At 42.9% G+C, this 25,812-nt stretch carries 26 protein-coding genes and 2 pseudogenes; 16 read left to right on the plus strand and 12 right to left on the minus strand.

What is annotated here, in order from left to right:
• The first annotated feature begins 239 nt into the window (after positions 1–239).
• Positions 240–656: a hypothetical protein gene (locus PLE7327_RS18430; protein ID WP_144266142.1), complete on the plus strand. Its 417-nt coding sequence runs from the start codon at positions 240–242 to the stop codon at positions 654–656.
• A 120-nt stretch (positions 657–776) separates the two neighbouring features.
• Here the strand turns inward: PLE7327_RS18430 and PLE7327_RS18435 are convergent, their stop codons facing one another.
• Genes PLE7327_RS18435 through PLE7327_RS18445 form a run of 3 tightly spaced genes read right to left on the minus strand, consistent with a single transcriptional unit; the run spans position 777 to position 4,530 of the window.
• Positions 777–2,690, minus strand: a complete 1,914-nt coding sequence (locus PLE7327_RS18435) for a hypothetical protein (RefSeq protein WP_015145289.1) — start codon at positions 2,688–2,690, stop codon at positions 777–779.
• 2 nt (positions 2,691–2,692) lie between these two features.
• Complete coding sequence (locus PLE7327_RS18440) at positions 2,693–3,400, minus strand: bifunctional 2-polyprenyl-6-hydroxyphenol methylase/3-demethylubiquinol 3-O-methyltransferase UbiG (protein ID WP_015145290.1); 708 nt, start codon at positions 3,398–3,400, stop codon at positions 2,693–2,695.
• Positions 3,397–4,530, minus strand: coding sequence for a glycosyltransferase (locus tag PLE7327_RS18445; RefSeq protein ID WP_015145291.1), 1,134 nt, complete (start codon positions 4,528–4,530; stop codon positions 3,397–3,399). The genes PLE7327_RS18440 and PLE7327_RS18445 overlap by 4 nt, the downstream gene beginning before the upstream one ends.
• Before the next feature lie 279 nt (positions 4,531–4,809).
• On the opposite strand from PLE7327_RS18445, the gene PLE7327_RS18450 reads away from it, so the two are divergent.
• Entirely contained in the window at positions 4,810–5,691 is an 882-nt protein-coding gene (locus PLE7327_RS18450) for a hypothetical protein (protein ID WP_015145292.1), read from the plus strand.
• Positions 5,692–5,728: 37 nt separating this feature from the next.
• Here PLE7327_RS18450 and PLE7327_RS23690 read toward each other — a convergent pair whose 3' ends face one another.
• Together PLE7327_RS23690 and psbX are read right to left on the minus strand one after the other, a co-directional pair.
• Positions 5,729–5,953, minus strand: coding sequence for a CPXCG motif-containing cysteine-rich protein (locus PLE7327_RS23690; protein WP_015145293.1), 225 nt, complete (start codon positions 5,951–5,953; stop codon positions 5,729–5,731).
• Between the two features lie 101 nt (positions 5,954–6,054).
• Complete coding sequence (gene psbX / locus PLE7327_RS23695; RefSeq protein WP_015145294.1) at positions 6,055–6,177, minus strand: photosystem II reaction center X protein; 123 nt, start codon at positions 6,175–6,177, stop codon at positions 6,055–6,057.
• 169 nt (positions 6,178–6,346) lie between these two features.
• Here psbX and trpD point away from each other — a divergent pair, with 169 nt between their 5' ends.
• Positions 6,347–7,390, plus strand: coding sequence for an anthranilate phosphoribosyltransferase (gene trpD / locus PLE7327_RS18455; RefSeq protein WP_015145295.1), 1,044 nt, complete (start codon positions 6,347–6,349; stop codon positions 7,388–7,390).
• Here trpD and PLE7327_RS24095 read toward each other — a convergent pair.
• A pseudogene (locus PLE7327_RS24095) lies at positions 7,391–8,010 on the minus strand (MATE family efflux transporter).
• A 177-nt stretch (positions 8,011–8,187) separates the two neighbouring features.
• On the opposite strand from PLE7327_RS24095, the gene PLE7327_RS18465 reads away from it, so the two are divergent.
• The 4 genes from PLE7327_RS18465 (at position 8,188) to surE (ending at position 12,691) form a co-directional block, all read left to right on the plus strand.
• Complete coding sequence (locus tag PLE7327_RS18465) at positions 8,188–9,342, plus strand: branched-chain amino acid ABC transporter permease (protein WP_015145296.1); 1,155 nt, start codon at positions 8,188–8,190, stop codon at positions 9,340–9,342.
• Between the two features lie 45 nt (positions 9,343–9,387).
• Positions 9,388–10,170 (plus strand): ABC transporter ATP-binding protein, encoded by a 783-nt coding sequence (locus tag PLE7327_RS18470; RefSeq protein ID WP_015145297.1) that lies wholly within the window; start codon positions 9,388–9,390, stop codon positions 10,168–10,170.
• Positions 10,171–10,377: 207 nt separating this feature from the next.
• Complete coding sequence (locus PLE7327_RS18475) at positions 10,378–12,036, plus strand: glycosyltransferase family 39 protein (RefSeq protein ID WP_015145298.1); 1,659 nt, start codon at positions 10,378–10,380, stop codon at positions 12,034–12,036.
• A complete protein-coding gene (gene surE / locus PLE7327_RS18480) occupies positions 12,014–12,691 on the plus strand; it encodes a 5'/3'-nucleotidase SurE (protein WP_015145299.1) in 678 nt (225 codons plus the stop codon). The genes PLE7327_RS18475 and surE overlap by 23 nt, the downstream gene beginning before the upstream one ends.
• 85 nt (positions 12,692–12,776) lie before the next feature.
• On the opposite strand, the pseudogene PLE7327_RS18485 reads toward surE, so the two are convergent.
• Both PLE7327_RS18485 and PLE7327_RS18490 read right to left on the minus strand, forming a co-directional pair.
• Positions 12,777–12,968, minus strand: a pseudogene (locus PLE7327_RS18485) (Txe/YoeB family addiction module toxin); the annotation flags it as partial.
• Positions 12,969–12,975: 7 nt separating this feature from the next.
• Positions 12,976–13,299, minus strand: a complete 324-nt coding sequence (locus tag PLE7327_RS18490; RefSeq protein ID WP_015145300.1) for a type II toxin-antitoxin system Phd/YefM family antitoxin — start codon at positions 13,297–13,299, stop codon at positions 12,976–12,978.
• A 257-nt stretch (positions 13,300–13,556) separates the two neighbouring features.
• On the opposite strand from PLE7327_RS18490, the gene PLE7327_RS18495 reads away from it, so the two are divergent.
• From PLE7327_RS18495 to PLE7327_RS18505, 3 genes are all read left to right on the plus strand, one after another.
• On the plus strand, positions 13,557–15,830 hold the full coding sequence (locus PLE7327_RS18495; RefSeq protein WP_015145301.1) for a molybdopterin oxidoreductase family protein: 2,274 nt from the start codon (positions 13,557–13,559) through the stop codon (positions 15,828–15,830).
• 44 nt (positions 15,831–15,874) lie between these two features.
• Entirely contained in the window at positions 15,875–16,327 is a 453-nt protein-coding gene (locus PLE7327_RS18500) for a nitrate reductase associated protein (protein ID WP_015145302.1), read from the plus strand.
• 312 nt (positions 16,328–16,639) lie between these two features.
• Positions 16,640–17,803, plus strand: a complete 1,164-nt coding sequence (locus tag PLE7327_RS18505) for a pyridoxal phosphate-dependent aminotransferase (RefSeq protein WP_015145303.1) — start codon at positions 16,640–16,642, stop codon at positions 17,801–17,803.
• A gap of 78 nt (positions 17,804–17,881) precedes the next feature.
• Here the strand turns inward: PLE7327_RS18505 and PLE7327_RS18510 are convergent, their stop codons facing one another.
• Positions 17,882–18,535, minus strand: a complete 654-nt coding sequence (locus PLE7327_RS18510; protein WP_015145304.1) for a 1-acyl-sn-glycerol-3-phosphate acyltransferase — start codon at positions 18,533–18,535, stop codon at positions 17,882–17,884.
• A 14-nt stretch (positions 18,536–18,549) separates the two neighbouring features.
• Positions 18,550–19,392 carry a 16S rRNA (cytidine(1402)-2'-O)-methyltransferase gene (gene rsmI, locus PLE7327_RS18515; RefSeq protein ID WP_015145305.1) on the minus strand — a complete coding sequence of 281 codons (843 nt, stop codon included), beginning with the start codon at positions 19,390–19,392 and terminating at the stop codon, positions 18,550–18,552.
• Between the two features lie 266 nt (positions 19,393–19,658).
• Here rsmI and PLE7327_RS18520 point away from each other — a divergent pair, with 266 nt between their 5' ends.
• A complete protein-coding gene (locus PLE7327_RS18520; RefSeq protein ID WP_015145306.1) occupies positions 19,659–20,582 on the plus strand; it encodes a cation diffusion facilitator family transporter in 924 nt (307 codons plus the stop codon).
• A 212-nt stretch (positions 20,583–20,794) separates the two neighbouring features.
• Here PLE7327_RS18520 and PLE7327_RS24515 read toward each other — a convergent pair whose 3' ends face one another.
• Together PLE7327_RS24515 and PLE7327_RS22880 are read right to left on the minus strand one after the other, a co-directional pair.
• Entirely contained in the window at positions 20,795–20,989 is a 195-nt protein-coding gene (locus tag PLE7327_RS24515) for a hypothetical protein (protein WP_144266143.1), read from the minus strand.
• A 30-nt stretch (positions 20,990–21,019) separates the two neighbouring features.
• Complete coding sequence (locus tag PLE7327_RS22880) at positions 21,020–21,247, minus strand: hypothetical protein (RefSeq protein ID WP_144266144.1); 228 nt, start codon at positions 21,245–21,247, stop codon at positions 21,020–21,022.
• A gap of 199 nt (positions 21,248–21,446) precedes the next feature.
• Between PLE7327_RS22880 and PLE7327_RS18530 the strand changes: the two genes are divergently transcribed.
• From PLE7327_RS18530 to hisI, 5 genes are all read left to right on the plus strand, one after another.
• On the plus strand, positions 21,447–22,442 hold the full coding sequence (locus PLE7327_RS18530; RefSeq protein ID WP_015145307.1) for a GTP-binding protein: 996 nt from the start codon (positions 21,447–21,449) through the stop codon (positions 22,440–22,442).
• A 69-nt stretch (positions 22,443–22,511) separates the two neighbouring features.
• Positions 22,512–24,398, plus strand: a complete 1,887-nt coding sequence (gene thrS / locus PLE7327_RS18535; protein WP_015145308.1) for a threonine--tRNA ligase — start codon at positions 22,512–22,514, stop codon at positions 24,396–24,398.
• A gap of 16 nt (positions 24,399–24,414) precedes the next feature.
• Positions 24,415–24,537 (plus strand): hypothetical protein, encoded by a 123-nt coding sequence (locus PLE7327_RS26195; RefSeq protein ID WP_015145309.1) that lies wholly within the window; start codon positions 24,415–24,417, stop codon positions 24,535–24,537.
• 168 nt (positions 24,538–24,705) lie between these two features.
• Positions 24,706–25,362 carry a GTP cyclohydrolase I FolE gene (gene folE, locus PLE7327_RS18540; protein ID WP_015145310.1) on the plus strand — a complete coding sequence of 219 codons (657 nt, stop codon included), beginning with the start codon at positions 24,706–24,708 and terminating at the stop codon, positions 25,360–25,362.
• 76 nt (positions 25,363–25,438) lie between these two features.
• Positions 25,439–25,795 (plus strand): phosphoribosyl-AMP cyclohydrolase, encoded by a 357-nt coding sequence (hisI, locus tag PLE7327_RS18545; protein WP_015145311.1) that lies wholly within the window; start codon positions 25,439–25,441, stop codon positions 25,793–25,795.
• The last annotated feature ends 17 nt before the right edge of the window (positions 25,796–25,812 follow it).

Below are 25,812 nucleotides of genomic sequence, written 5' to 3' on the forward strand. Positions count from 1 at the left end.
TCGGTTAAATATACAACTGACTAATAATTTCTATTTAATCTGGGACTGACATGTAAACTCTTTACTAATACTGTTAAGTTACGGCAGTTATGATTGCTAGTAATATTCCAAAATCATTAGAAGATGTTTGAGTTAAATCAACAACAGTTAACTCAAATAACCTGCAAGAAGAGCTATATTTTTCAGTTCTAAAAGCTCTGATTTTTAAACAATACTCTCAATTTTTGGAGATTGTAAAGATGAATAGACTTTTATTTTTCAGTAGTATGTTTCTGCTTAGCTTTGGTTCAAATTTGCCCGCGATCGCACAAGAAATTACATCAATAGCTTCTGTAGATCAAACGGTTCTTATCGCTCGTGCTGACAGAGTTTATCTTACAGAAGATGAGGATGGCAATCCCTGCCTTGAAGATAAATATGGCAATAGAGTTTCCCTTAGAGAAGATAAAGATGGCACCTACTTTAAGGATGAGGATGGCAATCGCGTTTATCTTGAAGAAGATGATGATGGCGACACCTATTTTGAGGATGAGGATGGCGATCGCGTTTATGTTGAAGAAGATAAGGATTTTGGCAGATCGTCCATCGATCGCGATCGCAACATTGAAGTCGAAGAAAATGAGGATGGCAGAGATATATATATCGAGACAAGATAATGTCTCAGCTATCTTATATTAAATCTCTAAGGGGTGGTTCGCGAACTACCCCTACTAATCTGGGGTAAGATCGACTGCAATCGCAAGTATTAGCTAGCAAAAATTTTAAAAATCTCTCGCTCAAAGTTCAGTCGAAGTTTCCAACTTAACTTTAGTACCCAAAGATAAATTTACCTGCTTTCTTAATTCAGAAGATTTAGGAATAAATTGCACTTTTCCTGCTCCAGGAATGACAGTTTCTTTAGCAGGATTTCCCAAGCGATCATAAAATTCATTTAAGCATTTTTCTGGAAATCGTTCTATATACAAATTAATACCAGCAAAGTCATTAAACTTGAAAAAATCTGTCAAGAAAGACCACTCAGCCTCATTAAAGCAGCGCGATTGACGAGATTGTGTATTATCTGGAAAGAATAGCTTATCCCAACCTGCCTCAAGATAGGGTTTAACCTGACTGGGATATAAGCGACCAAAATACTGTCCCATAACTTTTTTTTCATGAAACCTTCGCAGTGCAAAAACTCCACTGTTGTAGCCGTAATATGGGCATATACCAGGTCTAGCACCGCTTCCTGCAATACAGAAAAACAAATCTAAAACCGCTTCCCCTGGCTGTTTTTTAATATATTCCATGTAAGTGAAAAAACTTTGGTCGAGTGATGCAGGTTTATAATCCAGTCTGTAGGAGTAAGCAGTGTACAGTTCGATAGAGGCAACTAAAATAAGAAAACCTGCGAGTAATTGCCTCTGACGAAAATGCAGCCAATCAAAGTTGATATGTAAAGCAAAAATACTGAGTATGACTGGATAAATAAAAGTACTGCGGCCGCCGACGCGATTGAAAGCATACCAAGGAAATATTTTCAGAGTCGGAAACAGTAATGGATGATAAAAAAGGCAAAGTAAAAAGACAATTAGTAGAGGAATAAAAATTGTAATTTGTCTGCGAGCTTGCCACAATCCTAAAGTTCCAAGAATGACTAAAAACCAACCAGGGCTACTGTCGCCTACGCTTTCTGGTACATCCGAAAAAAATTGTTGATAGTCCATTCCTGGATTAATAAAAGGAAAAAATGGAACTAATAACCTTAGAGGATTAGCCCAAAAGGTATCAAAAGAGATGTCAGTAAAATCAAAACTTTTAGCTTCTTTTCCAATCTGAAATGCTAGGGAAAAATAAAAATAGGCAGTCAGAAGCGTTAAACTTAATAAAACCAAGCAGGTACGAGGGTAGGATCGAAAATCATTTTTATAAGTTTTTAATGCCCTCTGAATTCCTTGAATTAATTTCAGTTCTCTTTTCAAATATCTATTAGTTATTAAGACGGCAATAAACAATAGAGAAACTGTAAAAGACATAAGCGAAAAGCCAGCCATATATCCCAAATCGTGTCCAAACGATAAAAATAACAGGCAGGCTCTTACTAAAATAAGTCTAAGAGATAAATGTTGTTTGAAAACGATTCTTTTAACAATAAGAAAGTCAGCAATTAAACTCAAAACTATCCAATGAATAACAGCATATTGTAGATGATGGGGATATTTATTAATCGCGTAGAAATTTCCGAAGGAAACGATAAATCCTATTCCGGCAGAACGAGCAAAACCATAATCTCGAAGCAGTAAAGCAAAAGTCCCTATCGCATTAATTAATACCGTTAATAAATAATAAATTTGCAACCAGGGACCAGTACCAAAAAATGAATATAAAATCGCATAAAAATAATCTTTTTCTAACGACCAAGGTTGAAAGACACTGTTCGTTCCATAGGGATAGAAAGATTGATTGTTGAAGAGATCGAGTTGAGGAAAAGGAGCAAAGCTTAAATTTTTAGCTAAATAGTAGCCTGTATATTCTTGAAGATCTACATAGTCATAATTGAGCCAACCGAAAGATCCTATGCCTACCCAACCAGTTAAAGGATAGGAAAAATCTTGAATAACGATAGAACTAAAAGCAAAAGAAATAAGTATGAATAGTATAATTATTGAAATACATTTGGAAGCGAATTTCTGGTTTCTAACTACTTTCATCCTCAAAACTTTTTCCTGCCGACTAGAAGAACCGATTTGCCAAAACTATAGCCTATAATGGGATCTAGCTTTCTAGATATGGGAACCATAAATCGATCCCAAACTTTTATTTGTTTCAAAGTTGGCTGGCTTTGTTTGAGTACCAATTTATTTCCCAAACTCGCTAGCAAGCCAACACAATCTAAATAGTTAAGTTTAATAATTTCTATATCGTCTGGTAAGACTGCCTTGAGAGTTTGTTTATTATAGCGACGGTAATGTCCTATTGCAGTATCAAATGGGGTAAATAACCATTGATGAGCTGGTGCTACAATAATTAAATTTCCATCGGGTTTTAGATGTCGAGAAGCTTTAATGACTTCTTCGCGATCGCGTTTGATATGCTCTAAAACATCCAGGTATAAAATAGCATCAAATAGTTGCTCCTCGTGCAAACTATCAATCTTTCCGTTACTAGCAAAACAGTCAATTATGTTATTCGATCGAATCGAATTTTCTAAATCTTGAAATAGTTGAGTATCCGGTTCTAAACAGAGCCATTTTTGATACTGAGATCGACAGAGTAAACGAGTATTGCTTCCGATCCCCGCACCGACTTCTAAAACGTCACCTTTTATATATCGTCTTAATAAAACCCTTAAATAGTCCTTCCAATTCTTGGCTTGAGCAAAAAGTTCTAACTCGGTTCCGACATAGATAAACTGACTCATGGTTTTAATTGAAAGCACTCCTCAACATAATATTTATAGTCGCGCATTGGGATAAAACCTAAATTATTGCGTGTTGATAAAATTATCATGCTGAATACGGTACCCAATATAACCAGTTGCAACAAAGAAACAACCAGCAATCCTGATACATAAGTTGCCCAGCCTGGAATTGCCCACTTGGTCAAAAATTTAACTAGAAAAACCAAACATAATACTATTAAAAACAGAATTAACAAAACAATAATAGATAATAATATTCTTGTCCCCACTACATCTCCATACACGGCAATAGAACTTAAACCATGTGTCACTAATGACACTAAGTTCATCTTAGGTTTTCCGGCTAGTCGCCTTGCGCGAGGGATATTTACTTCAAGGTAAGGCAGTCGAGAACGATAAATCCCCGATGAGTAATGATTCCAAATTTCTGAAATTGCTACTATATTTTTTAATAAAGAAGCTGGTAATAAGCTAAAGTTGCCGACATTAATTTCTCTGCCTATTAACAATCGATAAACAGTTTTATAAATCCAATAGAAGAACTTAAATGTGTTACCTTCAGAACGCTGACTTCGTCTGGCAAAAATAATTTTATTATTTCCTGTATCGTCGGATACACTCAATAAGCGGTTGATTGCCAAAGGACTATCTTCACCATCTCCATCCATGACCACAACTAAATCGCAATTTATATTGTGATAGAGATAAGATAAGCCTATCGCTATAGCTCTTTGATGACCGAGATTGCGACGAAGCCGAAGGACGTTAACCTTTCGTATCTGACGATATTGTTGACAAATTAGCGATTCTGGAATTGGCTGGGTTGAGTAGTCATCAACGATTAAAATTTCTATTTCGATCGCTTGAGCTAAAATAATTTCATCTATGAGTAACAAAAGCTTCTCTAAAGGTTGCCAGTCGTTAAACGAGGGAATAACAACTACTAGCTTTCTCTTCTGGTGAAATTCGGCTTGATGCGATCGCTCTTGGGTTGACAGTTCATCGAGTTGGGAGTCTAGTAGCTTTAAATTCCCGACTATTTCCTCAACCAACATTTTGACGCTGGCTGGAGTTTTTTCCCAATCTTGGGGCGTAATTTGCTGACGAAGGGATATTTGCTGTTTCTTCATACTGGTTTAAGCTTCCAGATAAGGAGCAATTTCCACGTCAATCCTTATTATTTTCTCTGGTTGGCATAATCTAGTTTGCCTAGTAGGATAGCTAAAGCCAAACCACCATGCAACTATTTTTTCTACGGGGCTAGAATTAAAGGAAATTATATTATATTAATTTATTTTTTTAATTTCTACTTACTTCTACTATTTTCCACTTGATTTGGGACTGACATACTCTAGCTAGACTTTTACGCTTCAATTAAAGAATTAATAATCAACTGGATTGGGTCAGAAATGCCAAAGCAAGTTAGTCAAATCGGTTTTATAGGTGCCACAGTAGTTGGATTAACCTGTTTGATGACTCCAGCTAACTCGGCAACGATTCAAACTAGCACGCAAAAAGCTTTGGTAGTTGGCGAAAATAACCGAGTGACTCAACTCAGTCAGCAAACGAGTCTCGATCTATTCTTTTTCGATCTTCATCTAGATAGGAAAAGTTTCTTAGACGAAAGTCCGATTAAAAATTTTATTAACTCTGAAATACTCGAATTTATCAATGATTTCGGCGAAAATATTTTAGAAATCGACCAATCTATCAGTCAAATAGCTCGTCTTTCTGGCAACAATAATCGAGTGACTCAAATCAGCGCTCAAAATATCTTCGATGTTTTCTTTTTAGATCCCGAATTGAGAGTAACTATGGGGGAAAATACCACCTATACTTTACCAGTTTTTGATATTAGCCAAATTTTAAGCGATCGCGTTGCAGCCCAACTCCCGGATATCGAGCAATCCGTTATTCAAGAAGCTAATGTCTTTGGGAGTGATAACCAAGTCAGACAAGTTAACGCTCAAACTGTTATTGACTTCTTCTTAATCGACATTAAATTTAGTGCGCAGCTAGTCGATATCGTAGTTCGTAGAACTGATGATAATTTGGATAACTTAGTTAATTTTGAACTCTATAATTTTCTCGACGATCTCGAAACTTTACTTCCTTTTCAAGAATTACCAGATAGCTTTTTCCAAGATAATAACCCCATCGTATTAGAAAATAGAAACTATAGTATTAACGAGGTACAATCGATTACCGTCCCAGAATCCAGCTCTGTATTCGCTTTATTAAGCTTAACTGCCATAGGATTGGGTTCGGCGATACTTCGCAAATACAAGTAACTCTTTGCTATCTCTCTTTGCGCCTTTGCGCGAGATTTCACTCCTCGTAATCCGTATAAATTTCAACGTCCAATGTCTCCTCATCCACTTGTACGTAAAGAACATTAGGACGACAGCAAACCTGACAATCTTCTACGTAAGATTGCTGCATTCCGGCACTCAAATCTACAAAAGTCGAATTGGATTCGCCACAGAAGGCACAAAAGTATTCTGTCGTTGTTTGCCTTTTGTAAAAATTTTCCGATCGATTAAGAAGAGACAAAGAAGATACTAGATTTGACGGAGACAGGAAAAAATTTTTCCTTGTCTGGCTTGTCTTCTCTATCTTCCTTGTCTCTTAAAAAAATAGAGTGAGAAGTCTTTCTAGACTTTACGGTCGATCTTATCCTTCTGACTGATAAAGATCAGTCCAACCGTTACTGGAATGACGACAATAACAGCACCCCAGACGAGGCTCCAGAGAAAATTAGCTAACGACGGAGTCATAAACCTTATATCCCTTTTTTATTTTTGATACGCTTCGTTACCCATTCTATAGGGTTTTTTAAACATTTCTCAGATTTTGCTAGCGTTCGATCGCGCTTGGCTCGCAATCGAACTCAAGCATGGCTGCAATGACCTTACAATAATTATGCGATCGCACTTGAGAATTCCCATGACACAAACTACTACCATTGACTGGTCTAACTTACTGCAACAGTTGCTCGACAGACAATCCCTCTCCCAAACTCAAGCCGCGCAATTAATGCAAGGTTGGCTCAAGGAAGAAATTCCACCCGTGCTATCGGGAGCCATTTTAGCCGCTATCCAAGCTAAAGGCGTTTCTGCCGACGAATTGACGGGTATGGCGCAAGTCTTGCAGGCGCAATCTTTACAGCAAGCTCCGATTCAACATGCCCAACCCGTCATCGATACCTGTGGCACGGGAGGAGATGGGGCATCGACCTTTAATATTTCTACTGCCGTTGCTTTCGTTGCGGCTGCGGCTGGGGTAAAAGTCGCCAAGCACGGAAATCGCTCCGCATCGAGTAAAGTAGGCTCGGCTGATGTTTTAGAATATTTGGGGGTCAATTTATCCGCACCGTCAGAGAAAGTAGAAGCCGCTCTCTCGGAAGTAGGAATTACCTTTTTATATGCTCCCGGCTGGCATCCGGCGATGAAGAGCGTTGCTCCCTTGCGACGGACGCTAAAAGTACGAACGGCGTTCAATCTCCTCGGACCGTTAGTCAATCCTCTACGTCCCACCGGACAAGTGATTGGAGTCTACGACGCGCAATTTTTAGAGCCGATGGCTCACGCCCTAAAACAATTGGGAACGCCCAAAGCCATTATTCTCCACGGCAGGGAAAAGCTAGACGAGGCGGGATTGAGCGATGTAACCGATCTAGCATTACTGAGCGATCGCAAAGTGGAATTGAGTCAATTGCAGCCCGAAGTTTTGGGATTAACCCCCGCACCGATTGAGGCTTTAAGAGGGGGAAATGTGCAAGACAATGCAGAGATTCTGCGGAACGTCCTCCAAGGAGGCGGCACGCAGGCACAGCAAGATGCAGTGGCGTTGAATGCCTCGCTTGCGCTTCAAGTTGGCGAAGTTGTTTTCTTTGAAGATCGTCGTCAAGGCGTAGAAAAGGCAAAGGAAATTCTCAGAAGCGGTGCTGCTTGGTCGAAGTTAGAGGAGTTGGTTCGGTTTCTGCGCTAATTATCCGTACTTGAGGTAAGTTGGTAGAAGCGCCAGACAAAAGCCCCAGCTGCGACTGCCACGCCGATGGACGGACTGTCCTATCCACAGTCCAATGCCGCTCAAACCGAGGTGAAATCCCAACACATAGCCGCCGCTCAATCCAATTCCCCAGAAGGTCAGGAAGCTCAACAACGTCGGCACGCGAGTATCTTGGAGTCCGTACAGTGCGCCCATCGCTATCTTTTGCACGCCATCTACCAATTGAGCCAAAGCCGCAACGACGAGCATAGGCATTGCCAGCTTTAGTACGTTAGCATTTTCTGGGTTGCTAAGATCCAAATATAGCCCGATCGCTTGCTGGGGAAAAGCTAGCAGCGCGATCGACATTATTATCATAAACCCCACCCCAATGCCGATCCCGACATATCCCGCCCGTCGTGCCCCCTTGAGGTCTTGCCGTCCGAACCATTGACCGACGCGGGCGGTGCGGCAAACGACATTCCCAGAGGTACCATGAAGATGACGATGGCGGTTTGCAACACGATTTGGTGCGCTGCCAGCACGTCGGTTCCCAGAATGCCCATCAGATAGGTAACAGTCGTAAATCGCCCCGTTTCCAAGGCAGCAAAAACGCCCATCGGTAAAAGCTTATCACAAGAGTCATCTCTAAGAATTTGGTTTCGTGCGATCGCGCTCGGCAGCTACCAGATTCGATTACTATTATGTTAATTGCGATACGCACGATTAACTCGACTGCGGTAGAATCCGATCGCGTCTCCCACACGATACCCTAAAATGTTTCTCTCAAGCTCCCAATGAATGGAGACATCCTATCTCAATTAACTGCTTCTAGTGGTTATATCGTTTTTCTTGTAACTTCTGCCGGACTGTATAGCCTATTTGCTCTCGGACTCAATTTGCAATGGGGTTTAACGGGACTGATTAACTTCGGTCACGTGGCTTTTATGACCGTTGGAGCCTATACCACTGCGCTGTTGACTCTTCAAGGCGTTCCTTTAATTATTGCCGCGATCGCTGGCGCTGGACTAGCTGCTTTACTCGGACTGGCGATCGGTACTTCTACGCTACGATTGCGGGAAGACTACCTAGCTATCGTCACGATCGGGGTTTCAGAACTTTTGCGCCTGGTGGTACTCAATGAAGAGTGGCTGACTAGAGGGTCTTTTGGGGTACAGCGCTATCCTCTGCCATTGAATGTTCGCTTTAATCCCATCGGCGAGCTACTCTTAATTGGGATCTTAACCCTGTTGGCTATCTTTGCTGGATGGCAACTGTGGCAAGGTTTAAGGCGGCAGTGGAATGAAAGTCAATTAATCAAAGACAAAAGACCGACAAAACGAGTTAGTCTCATTATTTGGGGCATTATTGCCACGGCTTTAATCTTGGTTATTTATGTTAATGGCGTCATCGCGCTCTCTAACTACACCTACAAAGCTGGATTGATGCTACTGGTGTTGCTGGTTTTAGCGCTAGTTTATAATGCCCTAGAATTTTTAGCGCGATCACCTTGGGGGCGAATTCTCAAAGCTATCCGAGAAGACGAAGAAATTCCCAGAGCCTTGGGCAAAAATGTCTTTTGGTATAAACTACAAGCATTTATGTTAGGCGGCGCGATCGCTGGTATAGCAGGTGCCTTTTTTGCTTGGCAGCTGACCACTATTTATCCGACCAATTTTGAACCGCTACTGACTTTTAATGCCTGGATTATAGTCGTATTAGGTGGGGCTGGCAGTAACGCAGGCACCCTATTAGGAGCAGTAATTTTCTGGGCATACGATACCCTGACTCGCTTTCTGCTTCCCCAAATAGGCATTCAAATAGGCATTACTAACGAAGCTCAATTGGGAGGCTTGCGAATAATGATTATTGGTTTAATTCTCATGATGCTCATGATTTGGCGACCGCAAGGTATTCTAGGGAAAAAAGAGGAACTTACATTGGGTCGGTAATTAGTTAGTAGTTAGTGGTTAGTGGCAAGCAAGAACAATTGACAAATGGCAAATGAAGAACAACCAACTACCAATAACATACTTTCAGCGACTGGATTAAGCAAAAGTTTTGGCGGGCTGAGAGCGGTCAATGAGGCTAAAATCTGCGTTAAGAAGGGAACGATTACGGGACTGATCGGACCGAATGGGGCAGGAAAAACCACATTATTCAACCTGCTGTCGAATTTTATTCGTCCCGATAAGGGAGAAGTGATTTTTGATGGCGAGCCCATCCATCATTTACAACCCTATCAAATTGCCTTACAAGGCTGCGTTCGTACCTTCCAAGTCGCACGGGTTCTCTCTCGGTTGACCGTGCTAGAAAATATGCTATTGGCAACTCAAAAACAAACTGGAGAGAATTTTATTCAGCTTTGGTTTCAACGAGGACAAGTCAGACAGGAAGAAAGAGAAAATAAAGAACGGGCAATGGAAATTCTCGAATCTGTCGGACTGGCGGCTAAAGCGCAAGATTATGCGGGGGCATTATCGGGAGGACAGCGAAAGCTGCTGGAAATGGCAAGGGCTTTAATGACCCGTCCCAAACTAATTTTATTGGACGAACCCGCAGCAGGGGTGAATCCCACGCTCATCGGTCAGATTTGCGAGCATATAATGAATTGGAACAAACAGGGAATCTCATTCCTGATTATCGAACACAATATGGATGTAATTATGTCCCTGTGCAACCACGTCTGGGTGTTGGCAGAAGGAACGAATCTCGCTGACGGAACGCCAGAGGAAATTCAAACGAATCCAGAGGTACTGGAGGCTTATTTAGGGGAATAATACTCGCGCAGAGGCGCTCCAGACGCAGAAAAGTATACTAAAGGACAGTATTTTTTCTGAACTCCGAATTTAGAACTCACGTGATATTATGTCCCTGTGCAACCATTTTTAAGCGCTTGCGAGGGAACTAATCTTGCTAATAAGCGCTAAAGAAAATATGAAGGTATTTGTTAATTCTCGTTTGCCATAAGAAAATAGGGTTTGCATATGGCAAAATCTAAAATCCAGCAATTGCTTGCCGAGCGCGATCGCGATAGTTCCCAGAGATCTCCAAAAAAGATTTCTCCTCTGCTTGAATATATATCGATTTTTTTCTTAATTTTCGGTATCTTCGTTCGCCTCATTCAATACGTCAGCAATCGCTCTCTTTGGGATGATGAGGCAGCACTGGCAATCAATATCGTCAACCGTTCTTATCTAGAATTACTCAGTCCTTTGGAGCGCAATCAAGCAGCACCACCAGGATTTCTCTGGATAGAAAAGCTGTCCATTCAACTCTTTGGCAACAACGAGTATGCGCTCAGGCTGTTTCCTTTTATCGCTAGCATTGTTTCGCTGTTTGCCTTCTACCAGTTTACCCGGCGCTATATCTCCGCGCTTGCCGCTCCCATTGCAATCGCGCTATTTGCCTGTCTGAGCTACAATCTCTACTACGCCACAGAAGTCAAGCAGTATGGCAGCGATGTGATGTTAGCGCTGCTTTTTTTCTTAATTCTCATTCCCCTTCGCCAGCAAATTCTTAAAGCAAGACAGATTCTGTTGCTCAGTCTGGTGGGAGCAATTGGGATTTGGCTCTCCCATCCATCGATTTTCGTCCTATCGGGAATAGAATTGAGTTCTCTGCTGACTGCTCCTGCGCAGAAAAAACTGAGCATTATCCTCAATCGATTGCCAGTGTATCTCGTTTGGCTGTCGATTTTTGGCGTGCTGTATTTTTTGACAATTAGCGGCGCCATGCAGAATGAAGCGCTACAAGGTTCTTGGGGTGCCAGCTATCCCGATTCTCTTTTCGAGCTGGTATGGTTGTTCGATGCTTTTGGCAGATTGTTCTATACTCCGTTAGGTTTTGTCAGCATCACCGATGGAGTCGCTATGTTCGCCTTTGTGTGCGGATGTGTTGCTTACTATCGAATTAATAGAACTAATTTACTCTTTATAACTTCTCCATTCCTAACAACTTTGTTAGGGAGTTATCTGCACAAATATCCTTTTCGCGATCGCTTGATTCTTTTTCTCATACCATTTGCGATCGCTATTATTGCCGAAGGCGTTGTTTTTTTACTCGCTCAATTCCAAGGGCGGCGTAAATATTTCGCTATTTTAGGAATTATCGTTGCGATCGCTTTGCTTGCTCCTCCTGCACTCCAAGCGAGTCAACTGGTTATTCGTCCAGCCCTTAAAGAAGAGATTAAAGGGGCGATCGAATATGTCAAGTCTCGTCAGCAGCCAGAAGATAGTTTTTATATTTATACTAGGGCGCAGAATGCCTTTACTTACTATGCCGAGAAATATGGCTATTTCAAAGGAGATTACGTTATCGGAGTGCGAGTCTTGCCTAACGATGGCAAAGGAACGCAGGAAGAATGGAAGCAATACAAGCGCGAAATCGAGCGCTTTCGAGGCAAACGACGCGTTTGGCTACTCTATCGGGCAAACGATCGGGAACGTCAGGAAATCACCTCATATCTAAATCAAATCGGTCAGCAAATCGATTATTTCAGTCAGCCTGGTATATTTGTCTATTTGTACGACTTTAGTCGATCGTCTTTGCAATCTAGTAAGACTGGTATATTTGTCTATTTGTGCGACTTTAGTCGATCGCCTTTGCAATCTGGTAAGAGTAATGACGCTAATTTTAACCAATGACGACGGAATCGATGCCCCCGGCATTCGGGCACTGCAAAAAGCTTTAAACGGTCGAGGCATTATCGTTGCGCCAAAAGATCATTTATCCGGTTGCGGACATAAAGTTACCACCACGCGACCAATTCATCTGCAAAAGCGATCCGATAGCGAATATGCAGTCGATGGAACGCCTGCCGATTGCACTCGTTTAGCTATTACCCATATTGCCCCAGAAACGAAGTGGGTATTATCTGGCATTAACGCAGGCGGGAATTTGGGGATCGATACTTATATTTCGGGAACGGTTGCTGCGGTGAGAGAAGCGGCAATCCACGGCATCCCTGGAATTGCTATCTCCCACTGGATTAGAAGACCGCTAATCGTCGATTGGGATCTTGCCTCGGTTTGGACGGCGAAAGTGTTGGCAGAGTTATTCAATCGTCCCATTCCCCCCAAAAGTTTCTGGAATGTCAATTTGCCTCATATCGAACCCAATTCCCCCGAACCAGAAATTGTGTTTTGCGAACCGAGTACGCAACCTTTACCCCTTAAATATCGCATCGAGGGCGATTTATTTTATTACGAGGGAGAATATTCTAAACGCGATCGCGCTACTGGAACCGATGTCGATGTTTGTTTTTCTGGTAAGATTGCCGTGACGTTGATTCAACTTTGAATCTAGTTTTTATTTAATACATTTGAGCGTTCGTATAGTCTTTTTTTTAGAAGAGAAAATAACCTCAGATCGTGAAATTTTCCTTTCTGCGCGACCAGGTATCGGTGTCTAGATACTTAATTGGTTCTGGTTTACCTACTCCTTTGAATGGGTCTTTCATAACCGCTTCAACTAAATCGAGGATTTTGTAGGCTTTCTGTTTATCGGTTTTGTACCACCAACCAAGATCTTCTCGAAAACGCTCTGAAAAGACTGGAAAACGAGAAACCTGCTGAATATTCTGGTCAAATGGCGAGTTCTGCTTTTTCTTTCTTTCTTTCAATGTCTAATTCGGAGCATAATTCATCAATCGTGTGAGGAAGGGGAGATTCGGTTGCATCCCATTTTTTTGACTCCTCTAGCGTATCTAATAGACGACGGGCATTGGCTGGCGATCGCAGCAAATAAACAGTCTCTAATAGACTAGATAGTTCGTCGGCTGCCAATAAAGCGATATCCTTATGACCGCGACGTTTAATCACGGCAATCGTGTTTTCATTTTCGATTTGGTCGAGTAAGGTAGCTAAATTTTCCCGTGCCTGAGTATAGCTGGTTTGAAGCGCAAACATTTCGTTGAATTACTGGACAGTTATTCCGTACATATACTCTAACACTTTTGGGCACAGAGAAAATCAATCGAACCGACTAGCGATCGCAAACAGCTACAAATGCGCGATTTGCATTAAAAGAATTCATAAGCAGTAATAGATGGCACAAATTGTATTGAAAATTACAGTTTATTAAGAAAAATATCAAGACCATCTAGTAAAAGCGCCAGAAAGAAAGTCTTCGTTATCTTGCCATACGAGCGAAAATCTCAAGTTCTATGACTGACTCAGTAAAAACCCTCTGTCCCTATTGCGGTGTTGGATGCGGATTAGAAGTTTCTCCGCCTGCTGCTGCGGGACGCGCGACTCATCGAGATAGTCAAGGAAACCCGATTTGGAAAGTGGTCGGCGATCGCTCTCACCCCTCCTCTCAAGGCATGGTTTGCGTCAAAGGGGCAACCATTAGCGAATCGCTAGACAAAGATCGCCTCAAATATCCCATGATGAGGGACTCTTTATCCGATCCCTTTCGTCGAGTCAGTTGGGATGAAGCCTTAGATCGCATCGTCGCTCGCATCCGAACCGTTATCGCTACGCAAGGTTCCGATGGCATTTGCTTGTATGGTTCCGGTCAATTTCAAACCGAAGACTACTACGTCGCCCAGAAACTGATCAAAGGCTGTTTGGGCACCAATAACTTTGATGCCAACTCCCGCCTTTGCATGTCCTCCGCCGCGGCGGGTTATATTCAAAGCTTCGGTTCTGACGGATCTCCCTGTTGTTATGACGACTTGGAATTGACCGACTGTGCCTTTCTTATTGGCACCAATACCGCCGAATGTCACCCCATCGTTTTCAACCGCTTGCACAAACATATCAAGCGCGATCGCAAAGCCAAACTGATCGTCGTCGATCCCCGCCGAACGAAAACCGCAGAAGCAGCCGATCTCCATCTCGCCATCAATCCCGGCACCGATATCGACTTGCTCAACGGCATCGCCCACCTGCTGATGCGTTGGGACAAAATTGACACTCTCTTTATTGATGAATGTACCAAAGATTTTCCCGCCTACGCGGAAGTCATCAACCACTATTCTCCCGAATTAGTTGCCCGCAAGTGCGGCATCCGCATCGACCATCTAGAACAAGCGGCGCGTTATTGGGCAGAATCGGAACGAGTTCTCTCTCTGTGGTCGATGGGAGTCAATCAGTCTTCTGAAGGAACGGCTAAAGTTCGCACCATTATTAATCTACACCTGATGACCGCCAATATCGGCAAACCGGGCGCGGGACCCTTTTCTCTCACCGGACAGCCAAACGCAATGGGAGGACGGGAAGCAGGCGGACTCGCCCATATTCTCCCCGGTTATCGATCGGTCACAAATTCCCAACATCGCGCCGAAGTGGAACGACTCTGGCAACTTCCCGCCGGACGAATTTCCCCCAATCCAGGTCGAGATGCTTGGAGTATGATAACGGGTTTGGAAACGGGCGAAGTGGGCTTACTGTGGATTGCGGCAACCAATCCAGCCGTCAGCATGCCGGATTTAGAACGCACGAAAGCTGCGCTACTGAAGTCGCCCTTGACCGTCTATCAGGATGCCTATTACCCGACAGAAACGGCAGCTTATGCCCATATTTTATTGCCGGCGGCGCAATGGGGCGAGAAAACGGGAACGATGACCAATTCCGAACGGGTAGTAACGTTGTGTCCGCAGTTCCGTCTCCGTCCGGGAGAAGCCAAAGCCGACTGGGAAATCTTTGCAGAAGTGGGGCGTCGCTTGGGGTTTGTCGAACAGTTTAACTTTCCCGATTCGGCTGCGGTACATCGGGAATTCGTGCAAGCAACCCGCAATCGTCCCTGCGATATGACGGGAATTAGCTACGATCGCTTGCAGCAAGAAGGCCCCATTCAATGGCCCTGTCCCTTGGACGGAGGGGGAGAAAATACTTCTACTCAACAATCTGGAATTCTCTCTCATTTATTTAAGGGGAAGGAGGAAAAACCAAAAGGCAAGCGACTTTATACGAATTGGCGATTTAATACTCCCGACGGACGGGCGAGGTTTGCTGCTTATCATTCCAAGGGATTGGCGGAACCAACCGACGAAGCTTATCCTTTTGTCTTGACGACGGGGAGATTATACGGTCATTGGCATACTCAAACTCGCACGGGACGAATTGAGAAAATTACTAAGATGCATCCCAATCCCTTTGTTGAAATTAACCCCCGCGATGCAGAAAAATTAGGGATAAAGGATGGGGATTGGATCGAAGTGCGATCGCGTCGCGGCAAGGCACGTTTTCCCGCTAAAGTTACCAAAGCGATCGCACCTGGTACGGTTTTCGTTCCTATGCACTGGGGCGCACTCTGGGCAGAGAATGCAGAGGCTAATAGCCTCACCCACCCAAAAGCTTGTCCCGATTCTCTCGAACCAGAATTAAAAGCTTGTGCGGTTCAATTAGTGCCTATTGCGGCTATCTCCGAAGCTGGTACCGAAAAACCCGTCCAAATCTCGTCAGTACCAGAATACGTATCCTCACCTAGCTGAATGACTAGAATAACAAATGACGAAGAACGAATGACCAATGACCAATGACTGATTTTTTTCAATTCGAGGCAGATTTTGTCGATTCCTTGCGCTGTATTCCCATGCAAGTGAGAATGAAACTCGATACTTGTGGAGTAAAACTCAAGCTATTTCATTGGAACCAGTTCAGTCAAGAAGAACGACAAACCCTTGTTGCTTTGCCATGCACAACTGTTGAAGAAAGTCAAGTCTATCGAGACTATTTACAAAACCTCGTCAAAGAAAAAACGGGCAAACCTGCTGGCGAACTCGCGATCGAGCCCCATCCACCTTGGCTGGATGCTTCGACGGTGCCTGCCCAAACTCAGGAAAAAGCCGCAGAATTCGGCATCGCGATTACGGCACAGCAGTGGGAAAATCTCACTCCCGCCCAGCGTTTTGCCCTTATTAAACTCAGCCGTCCCGGTCATGAAAATCAAAATTTTTTTCCAGCGCTAAAAGAATTTAAACTTGCATAATTAGCGCTCGCTGAGTGGGAGCGAGTCGATCTAAGAATGCTGTCCTTAAAAAAAGTATAAGCCTAGAGCAGTTTTCCACGATGATAATGCGACAATACCCAGATGACCTCTCATCTAACAGGTTGTCTGAAAAGTATAGAATGTCGAAGATACTCCGCCAAGTCATGTTGAGCGTAGCGATCGCGAAGCGAAACATCTTAGCCTACCCACTCCAAACAAAGATTCTTCGTTACGTTCTCCTGCACTCAGGATGACAAAATGGACTTTTCAGATGTCCTCTAAGGTCTGTAAAACATCTGGGGGATAAAATTTATGAAACTATCATCGCGAGTCGGTCAAGTAACGCCATCCCTAACATTAGCGATCGATTCCAAAGCCAAGGCAATGAAGGCGGAGGGAATTGATGTCTGTAGTTTTAGTGCGGGAGAGCCAGATTTTGACACGCCACAACACGTTAAGGAAGCCGCCAAACTGGGGCTAGACCAAGGAAAAACTAAGTATGGGCCTGCATCTGGAGAACCAAAACTCAGAGCGGCGATCGCCAAAAAGCTATACGAAGACAATCATTTAAATTATCAAGCAGAAAATATTATTGTCACCAATGGCGGCAAACATTCTCTGTTCAATTTGATGCTCGCCTTAATCGAACCAGGCGATGAGGTCATTATTCCAGCCCCCTATTGGCTGAGCTATCCTGAGATGGTGAAGATAGCAAGCGGTACGCCAGTTATTGTCGATACGCCTGAAGAAAACCAATACAAGATTACTCCCGACCAACTCCGTCAAGCCATTACTCCTCGGACAAAACTATTTGTCCTCAACTCCCCTTCTAACCCAACGGGAATAGTTTACACGCCCGATGAAATTCGCGCTCTAGCTGAGGTTATTGTAGAACGCGACATCCTCGTTGTCTCCGACGAAATCTATGAAAAGATTCTCTACGACGGTGCAGAACATTTGAGTATTGGTGCTGTTAGCGAAGAAGCTTTTAAGCGGACAATTATTAGCAACGGTTTCGCCAAAGCTTATTCTATGACGGGCTGGCGCGTCGGCTATCTAGCGGGACCACTAGAGCTAATTAAAGCCACAATTACCATTCAAAGTCACAGTACTTCTAATGTTTGTACCTTTGCGCAATACGGCGCGATCGCGGCTTTAGAAGGCTCTCAGGATTGCGTGCAACAAATGCTCGCTGCTTTTGCCAAACGGCGACAGTATATGTTAGAGCGCATCAGTGCCATTCCCAACCTCAGTTGTCCCAAACCCAATGGCGCTTTTTACGTCTTTATAGACATTAGCCAAACGGGAATGGCTTCCATCGATTTCTGTAAAGCCTTACTGGAAGAGCATCAAGTAGCCGCCGTTCCTGGTATTGCCTTTGGCGCAGATCGATGCATCCGTCTTTCCTATGCCACCGATATGACTACTATCGAGAAAGGATTGGACAGACTCGATAAGTTTGTGCGATCGCTCTGAAGGGAGGAGTGTGGGGAGAGGAGGAGACGGGGAGCGGTGGGAGACAATTAACCACTAACCACTAACTACCAACCATTCTTACCGCCCCAAATCGTGCATAGCATTGATAACAGCGGCGCACTTTTCTGTCACTTGCTGTAATTCTTCTCGTTTGGTCGAGGATGGGGAAGCGATTAACTCCCCGATTCTAACTGTGACGGGTACGGGGTAGGGAAAAGGCGAACCTTTGCGTAAGATTTTCTCAGTGCCCCACAAACTTACGGGTAAGAGAGGGACTTGCGCTTTAGCCGCGATCAGCGCTGCTCCTCGTCTAGGATTAGTAATACGACCGTCAGGAGTTCGAGTCCCTGTCAAAAAAATCCCCGCTATCCAACCTCCTTCTAGGGCAGTGAGTGCCGCTTGGATGGCATCGCGATCGCTCGTTGCCCGTTTGACGGGATAAGCTCCATATAATTCGATCGCCTGCTTAAATACAGGAATTTTAAATAATTCTTCTTTTGCCATATAGGCTACCGGACGGCGCAGACAGTTTGATACGATTGGCGGATCGAAATAACTGCCGTGGTTGCAGACGGCAACTAGAGCACCTTTTTGAGGAACATTTTCTGTCCCATAAATACGAACCCGAAAATAAACGTGCAGCATGGGACTAACGACCGACCACTTGAATAAGTGATAGAGCACTAAATTAGTAAAGGGTTCTCGTTCTCTGGGTTGATTGTCATTAGTCATTTGATGAAAGGATTTTAGATTTCTAAGTCATAAATCTGGCGACGCGGGATATTGGTGAGTTGGGCTAACTGACGGCTGGCTTGCGATCGCGTCATTCCTTGCTCGATTAGGCGTCGCAGTTCGGTTTTGAGTTCCTCTTCCGATAAAATGAGATTTTCTTGCGTTTGAGTCCCTGCGACGACAAGGGTAAATTCTCCTTTCGGTTCGCGGTTAGTCGTATAGAGTGCGATCGCATCTCGAATTGTCCCTCGCCAAAATTCTTCATGTACTTTGGTTAATTCTCGTGCCAATACGATTTGTCTATTTTCCCCTAAAACGCTGGCTAGATCGCTTAGAGTTTCAAGCAAGCGATGGGGAGCTTCGTATAAAATTAGAGTACGAGTTTCATGTTTCAAAAAATTGAGGCGATCGCGCCTTTCTTTTCCTTTTATAGGTAGAAACCCTTCAAAAACAAAGCGATCGGTTGGCAAACCCGATGCCGCTAACGCAGTCACCGCTGCCGTGACTCCCGGAATGGGAATGACCGAGATGCCAGCATCGATGCAAGCTTTCACCAATTCGTAACCCGGATCGGAAATTCCTGGCATTCCCGCATCCGTTACTAGAGCAATTGTTTCTCCTTTTTGGAGACGAGCTAATAATTCTTCCTGACGCGATCGCTTATTGTGTTCGTAATAGCTAATCTGTGGGGCAGCAATCTGAAAATGTTGTAATAATTTTCCCGTGTGGCGAGTATCTTCAGCCGCAATTAAATCTACTGCTTGTAAAATTCCTATTGCCCGAAAGGTGATATCTTCCAGATTTCCTATCGGCGTTCCGACTAGATATAGCGTTCCCGGTTTTAAGTCTTTTGACATTCAAATTCTTGATGGCGACAACTTGACTACGATCGCCATTAACAATTTTAATTAGGACTTACGCATTGACAAAGTGGTATAATAGGTCTTTGAAAAACAAGTGTCGTCTACACGCGGGGAGCGAATAATTAGAGAAATCAGCTAGCCTTCAACCGCACCATTTTTGTTATCAAACTCAAACCAGGTCGGATGCTGTAGATTAGCCCAAACCCTTAGCCCAAACCCATGGATAATTTTAGCATGATAGCGTAAATCTAGTAGCTTCTGTGGTAAGGGATAACCGCTCTGAGGTTCGCAAAGTTTTAATTCTTACCCTGCTTCTCAATCTTTTCGTTATGGGACTCAAAGCAGTGGTAGGATTTCAGGCGAATTCATTGAGTTTGCAAGCAGATGCCTTACACAGCGTCACCGATAGTGCAAATAACATTCTCGGTTTAATTGCCAGTCGCTTGTCCTCTCCAATTCCCGATCGCGATCATCCCTACGGACATCAAAAATATGAAGCACTAGGCGCATTGGGAATCGCCGCTTTTTTAGGAATTGCTTGTTTTGAAATCCTTAAAAGCGCAACCGAACGAATTTTGGAGGGAGGAAGTCCCGTTCGCATTGCTGGCGCCGAATTATCGCTACTGATCGTCGTGTTGGGGGTGAATATTTTTGTGGCTTTTTACGAACGGAAAATCGGCAGGAAAGTCGGAAGTCCGATTTTGATTGCCGATGCTTACCACACCATGAGCGACATCTGGGTGACGATTACGGTTATGGCTGGATTGGTCGGCGTTTGGCAAGGACGGGTGTTAAATTTACCGCAACTGCAATGGCTAGACGTAATTTTGTCTTTCCCCGTCGCTTTGTTGGTATTTTACAGCGGTTGGACGGTATTAAAGGCAAACGTGCCTTGGTTGGTAGATGAAATGGCGATCGCGCCCGAAGCAATCCATCAAATCGTCATGGAGGTTCCCGGCGTTATCAATTGCCATGATATAGCCTCCAGAGGATTGTTGGGACGACAAATATTTATAGAAATGCACTTAGTTGTAGAGGCAACCGATGTGGAAAACGCCCATAAAATTACAGAAGAAGTAGAAATTCGCTTGGCAGAACAATTTAGTCCCGTGCGAGTAATCATCCATGTAGAACCTCCCGATTATCAGCACGATCGCATTACTTTTGAGTCAGAAGACTCTTAATTGCGCGATCGTTTTTTCCACAGATAAGTGCAATTTTCCACAGATTGCCGCTAAGTTTTCCACAGAAAATAAAGAAACGATTATTACCGAGTTATCTCAATTTAAAAAATGTTGGCGACAGACTATAGCAGTTTTCAGTTTGGACACTTGAGATGGAGCGATGAGTTAAACAACAAGATACACGAGTTCTGCAATGTAGCTCTCTAGCGAAACTACTCCTCGTGTAACGCGATCGCGCTTTGGCATTTTCTTTTGATCGCCAGGGTTGTTATCTTGGAGAAGAATACTGCTGTCTTGTTTGAAAACCCCATATTCTGCATCGTCCCGATCCACTGGTCGCGCGGAGTTTCCATTCCTTTGACTGGTTTTTGTAAAGCTTTGGCAAATGCTTGTGCAACATCGAGCACAAAATATCTTTCTGGTCCTTCGATGTTGTATCATCCTGTATTCTCTATTGGCTCTGTCATCAAACGCGCTGCCAACTGACCAATATCGCGCGGAGCGACCATCGACAAGACAAAATCGGTTGGAAAGAAGGTATTGATTCCGCCATTGTGTTTAATGTTTTGTAGAGAAAAGTCCCAATTACTCATGTAGTAGGCAGCACGAATGATACTAGATGGTATGGACTGAGCAGCGAGTTGCTGCTCCATTTCGTAAAGCACTCCAAAATCGCCAATTTGAGAACCGAGTTGCGCTCCATAATGAGAAGCGCAATGTTGTACTCAAGCAGCTTGATGACCCCGTTCACCCGCCCTTCTGGATAAACGTATCGCGCTTTATTATAATGATAATCATTATAATAAAAATACTCTACCAAAAAAGTTAGCGAAAATAAATAATTGTTACTCAGGAACTAATTCTATGAATCGATTACTGATTCGAGAACAGCCAAATTGGGGAATACCCGTTACGATTATCACTGGTTTTTTAGGCAGTGGCAAAACCACCTTACTCAATCAAATCCTCCAAAATAAACAGGATTTAAAAGTTGCAGTCTTAGTGAATGAATTTGGAGATATTAGTATCGATTCTCAACTTCTCGTCTCTTACGATGACGATATGGTGGAATTGAGTAATGGCTGTATTTGTTGCACCATCAATGATGGATTGATTGAAGCAGTCTATCGGATTTTGGAACGCGATGAGAAGGTCGATTATCTGGTCATTGAAACAACGGGAATTGCCGATCCTCTACCGATTATTTTGACCTTTGTCGGAACAGAATTTCGCGATTCAACTCGTTTGGATTCTATTATTACAGTGGTCGATGCCGATTTGTTTGATGCCGACCATTTTAACAGTGAAGCGGCAATGAGTCAGATTGCTTACGCCGATATAGTTTTACTCAACAAAATCGATCTGGTTACCCCAGAAAAACTAGCAGAGTTAGAATCTCAAATCAAAACTTTTAAACAAGGAGCGAGAATTTTACAGACTCAATATTGTCAAGTACCACTAGGACTCATTTTGGACGTAGGATTAACACCCATTGAAGCTTATAAAAACGAGGAAGAATCCGATCGTTATCACGACCATAAATATCATTCCCATCACTTAGAAAATGATGGATTTGTTTCAATGTCTTTTACCAGCGATCGCCCCTTTGATGTTTACAAGTTTCAGAAGTTTTTAACCGAACAAATACCAAATGAAGTATTTCGAGCTAAAGGAATTATTTGGTTTGATGGAAGTGAACTGCGTCATGTTTTTCAATTAAGCGGTCCTCGCTACGATATGAAATCCGATCGTTGGACAGGTTTGCCGTCTAACCAGTTAGTTTTTATCGGTCGTCATTTAGATACCGATAAAATTCGACACTCATTAAATGACTGCTTAGTTGCTTCTGTTGCTGTTTAATCACTAATGAGTTAAAAGTCGCGATCGCAACTTTTGATCAAACAATCATTATTATCAAAAATACTCGATATGGTCAGTCAGTCAACCCAATCTCAAAGCGACAATCCCCTGCAAGTTTCCAATCTGCAAAAATTAGATCGCATTCGCCACACTTGCGCCCATATCATGGCAATGGCAGTACAAATCTTATTTCCAGAGACAAAAGTTACCATTGGACCGACTACAGATACGGGTTTTTATTATGATTTCGAGCGCCCGCAACCTTTTACTCCTGAAGATTTAATCAAAATTACCAAACAAATGCGCTTAATTATTAAAGCTAATTTGCCGATTATTCGGGAAGAGGTAGCTAGGGAAGAAATTAAAGTCGAAATCGAACAGCTAGGCGAACCCTACAAACTAGAGATTTTAGACAGCATTCCTGAAGGAGAAACTATTACTCGTTACTATATCGGTAGTCCTGACGGTGGTAGATTGCCTAATATCGGAGAAAAGCTGAAAGCTGCCTTACCAGAACCTTCTTTAATTAAACCCGTCAAAATTCCTGCTACTGTATCTTGGTGGGATTTGTGCGCAGGACCTCATGTTAAAACTACAGGAGAGATTAACCCAGATGCTTTTGCCTTAGAAAGCGTGGCTGGTGCATACTGGCGCGGAGATGAAACCAAAGCCCAACTACAACGCATCTACGGTACTGCTTGGGAAACTCCCGAACAGTTAGAAGCTTATTTACAAAAAAAAGAAGAAGCCAAACGCAGAGATCATCGCAAACTAGGCAAGGAGTTAAAACTGTTTAGCATTCAAGAAGATGCTGGTGGTGGTTTGGTATTTTGGCATCCTCGCGGTGCAACTATGCGCTGCATCATTGAAGATTATTGGCGTAAGGCACATTTAGATGCAGGTTATGAACTTCTCTATACACCTCACATTGCCAATTTAGAATTATGGAAAACATCGGGTCATGTTGATTTTTATCGGGAAAATATGTTTGACTCGATGAAGATTGAGGAACAGGCTTATCAAATCAAGCCAATGAACTGTCCGTTTCACGTTCTTATCTATAAAAATGACCTCCATTCCTATCGAGAATTACCTTTGCGTTGGGCGGAATTAGGAACTGTATATCGTTATGAACGTTCTGGTGTCTTGCATGGTTTAATGCGGGTGCGGGGCTTTACTCAAGATGATGCCCATATTTTCTGTTTATCCACACAAATTGCAGGGGAAATTCTCAGTATTCTTAATTTAACGGAAAAAATTCTTTCGGATTTTGGTTTTAAAGACTATGAAGTCAATCTCTCTACTCGCCCAGATAAGTCAGTCGGTACAGATGAAGGTTGGGAATTGGCGACTAATGCTTTAGTAGAAGCTTTGAAGACAAAGGGGTGGGATTACCTGGAAGATAAGGGTGGTGGTGCTTTCTATGGTCCAAAGATCGATATTAAAATTCAAGATGCTATTGGACGTACTTGGCAATGTTCGACTATCCAGGTAGATTTTAATTTACCAGAACGCTTCGATCTCGAATATGTAGCAGCTAATGGTTCTCGTCAACGTCCCATTATGATTCATCGGGCAATTTTTGGGTCTTTAGAGCGTTTTTACGGGATTTTAATCGAAAACTATGCAGGAGATTTTCCTTTATGGTTAGCACCGATTCAAATACGTTTATTACCAGTGAGTGAAACACAAAGAGAGTATGCTGAATCTGTTGCTGCTAATTTCAAACAAGCTGGTTATCGGGTAGAAATAGACTGCACGGGGGAACGTTTGGGTAAACAAATCCGCAATGCTGAGTTAGAAAAGATTCCTGTGGTAGCAGTGGTTGGTAAACAGGAAGTAGCCGAGCAAACTTTAAGCATTCGTACTAGAAAAGAAGGCGATCTCGGTGTCATGACTGTCGACGAGCTACAAAGGCGAATGCAAGGGGCAATAGAAGCAAAAACAACTATTTAATAGTGAGGAGATAGCTATGATAAATCGCGAAGTATCTTGGTATTTTGCTTTAAAACTGCTGTGTCAACAATTAACTTCCGCGATCGCTTTTTCTTTACTCCTTGCTTGGGTTAGTTGGTTTCTTACTATCGGTAGTTAATGATGATGTATTAAACTCCAAACGTGACAAACGATGCTATAATAATGATAATCATTATTAAAAATGGAGTGCCGATCGCGTCGGTGCAAACCACTTGTCAAAAGTTAGCTTTATAACAGTTATTCCTCTGCATTCCTACCTAATTTTTTGTTGTTTAGATTCATCTATATGACCTTATCTAAGTCCGAACCTACTGCAATCAAATCGACTAAAAGTTCCTTCCCCAATCTGACTACCGAACATCAATCTCTTGTTTCAGAAGAGGATATGATCCAGGCGGTACGGACTTTACTGTTAGGATTAGGAGAAGATCCAGATCGCGAAGGGTTAAAAGATACTCCCAAACGAGTCGTTAAAGCCTTACAATTCCTGACGTCAGGGTATCATCAATCTCTCGATGAATTGCTTAACGGAGCAGTTTTTCATGAAGATACCGACGAGATGGTATTGGTGCGAGATATCGATCTTTTCAGTTCCTGCGAACATCATATCCTACCCATTTTAGGTCGCGCTCACGTCGCCTATATTCCTGATGGAAAAGTAATGGGACTCTCAAAAATCGCGCGCATTTGTGAAATGTATGCCAGACGCTTGCAAGTGCAAGAAAGATTAACCGCACAAATTGCCGATGCCATACAAGGATTATTAAAACCAAAAGGCGTGGCGGTTGTTATCGAAGCAACTCATATGTGTATGGTGATGCGGGGAGTACAAAAACCCGGTTCTTGGACTTCTACCAGTGCCGTGAGGGGAGTCTTTGCAGAAGATGCGAAAACTCGTCAAGAATTTATGAGTTTAATTTGTCATAATCCTACCTTTCATTAACTAAATTCCAAGTTAAACAGCGTGCCATAAGTAGGGATGAGTTATTTCTCATCTCTACTTTTCCGGAGATAAAAACATGAATCAAGATTTTCTTTGGATTGAACGATTAAAATTTAACGAGCAAGGATTAATTCCTGCCATTGCTCAAGATTATCGAGATGGCGCTATCTTGATGATGGCATGGATGAATAGAGAATCAATTCAGCAAACTTTGATGACAGGAGAAGTATATTATTGGAGTCGCTCTCGACAAGAATTATGGCACAAAGGGGCAACTTCCGGACATATTCAGAAAGTGAAAGAATTTTATTATGATTGCGATGCTGATACCTTGTTATTAAAAATCAAACAGATTGGAGATATTGCCTGTCATACGGGTAAAAGAAGTTGTTTTTTTAATTTGGTTCCTATCAATTCGTTTCATCAGATCTAGGTTAATTTTTATGAGCT

The organism is Pleurocapsa sp. PCC 7327 (assembly GCF_000317025.1).
Classification (GTDB): Bacteria; Cyanobacteriota; Cyanobacteriia; order Cyanobacteriales; family Microcystaceae; genus Hydrococcus.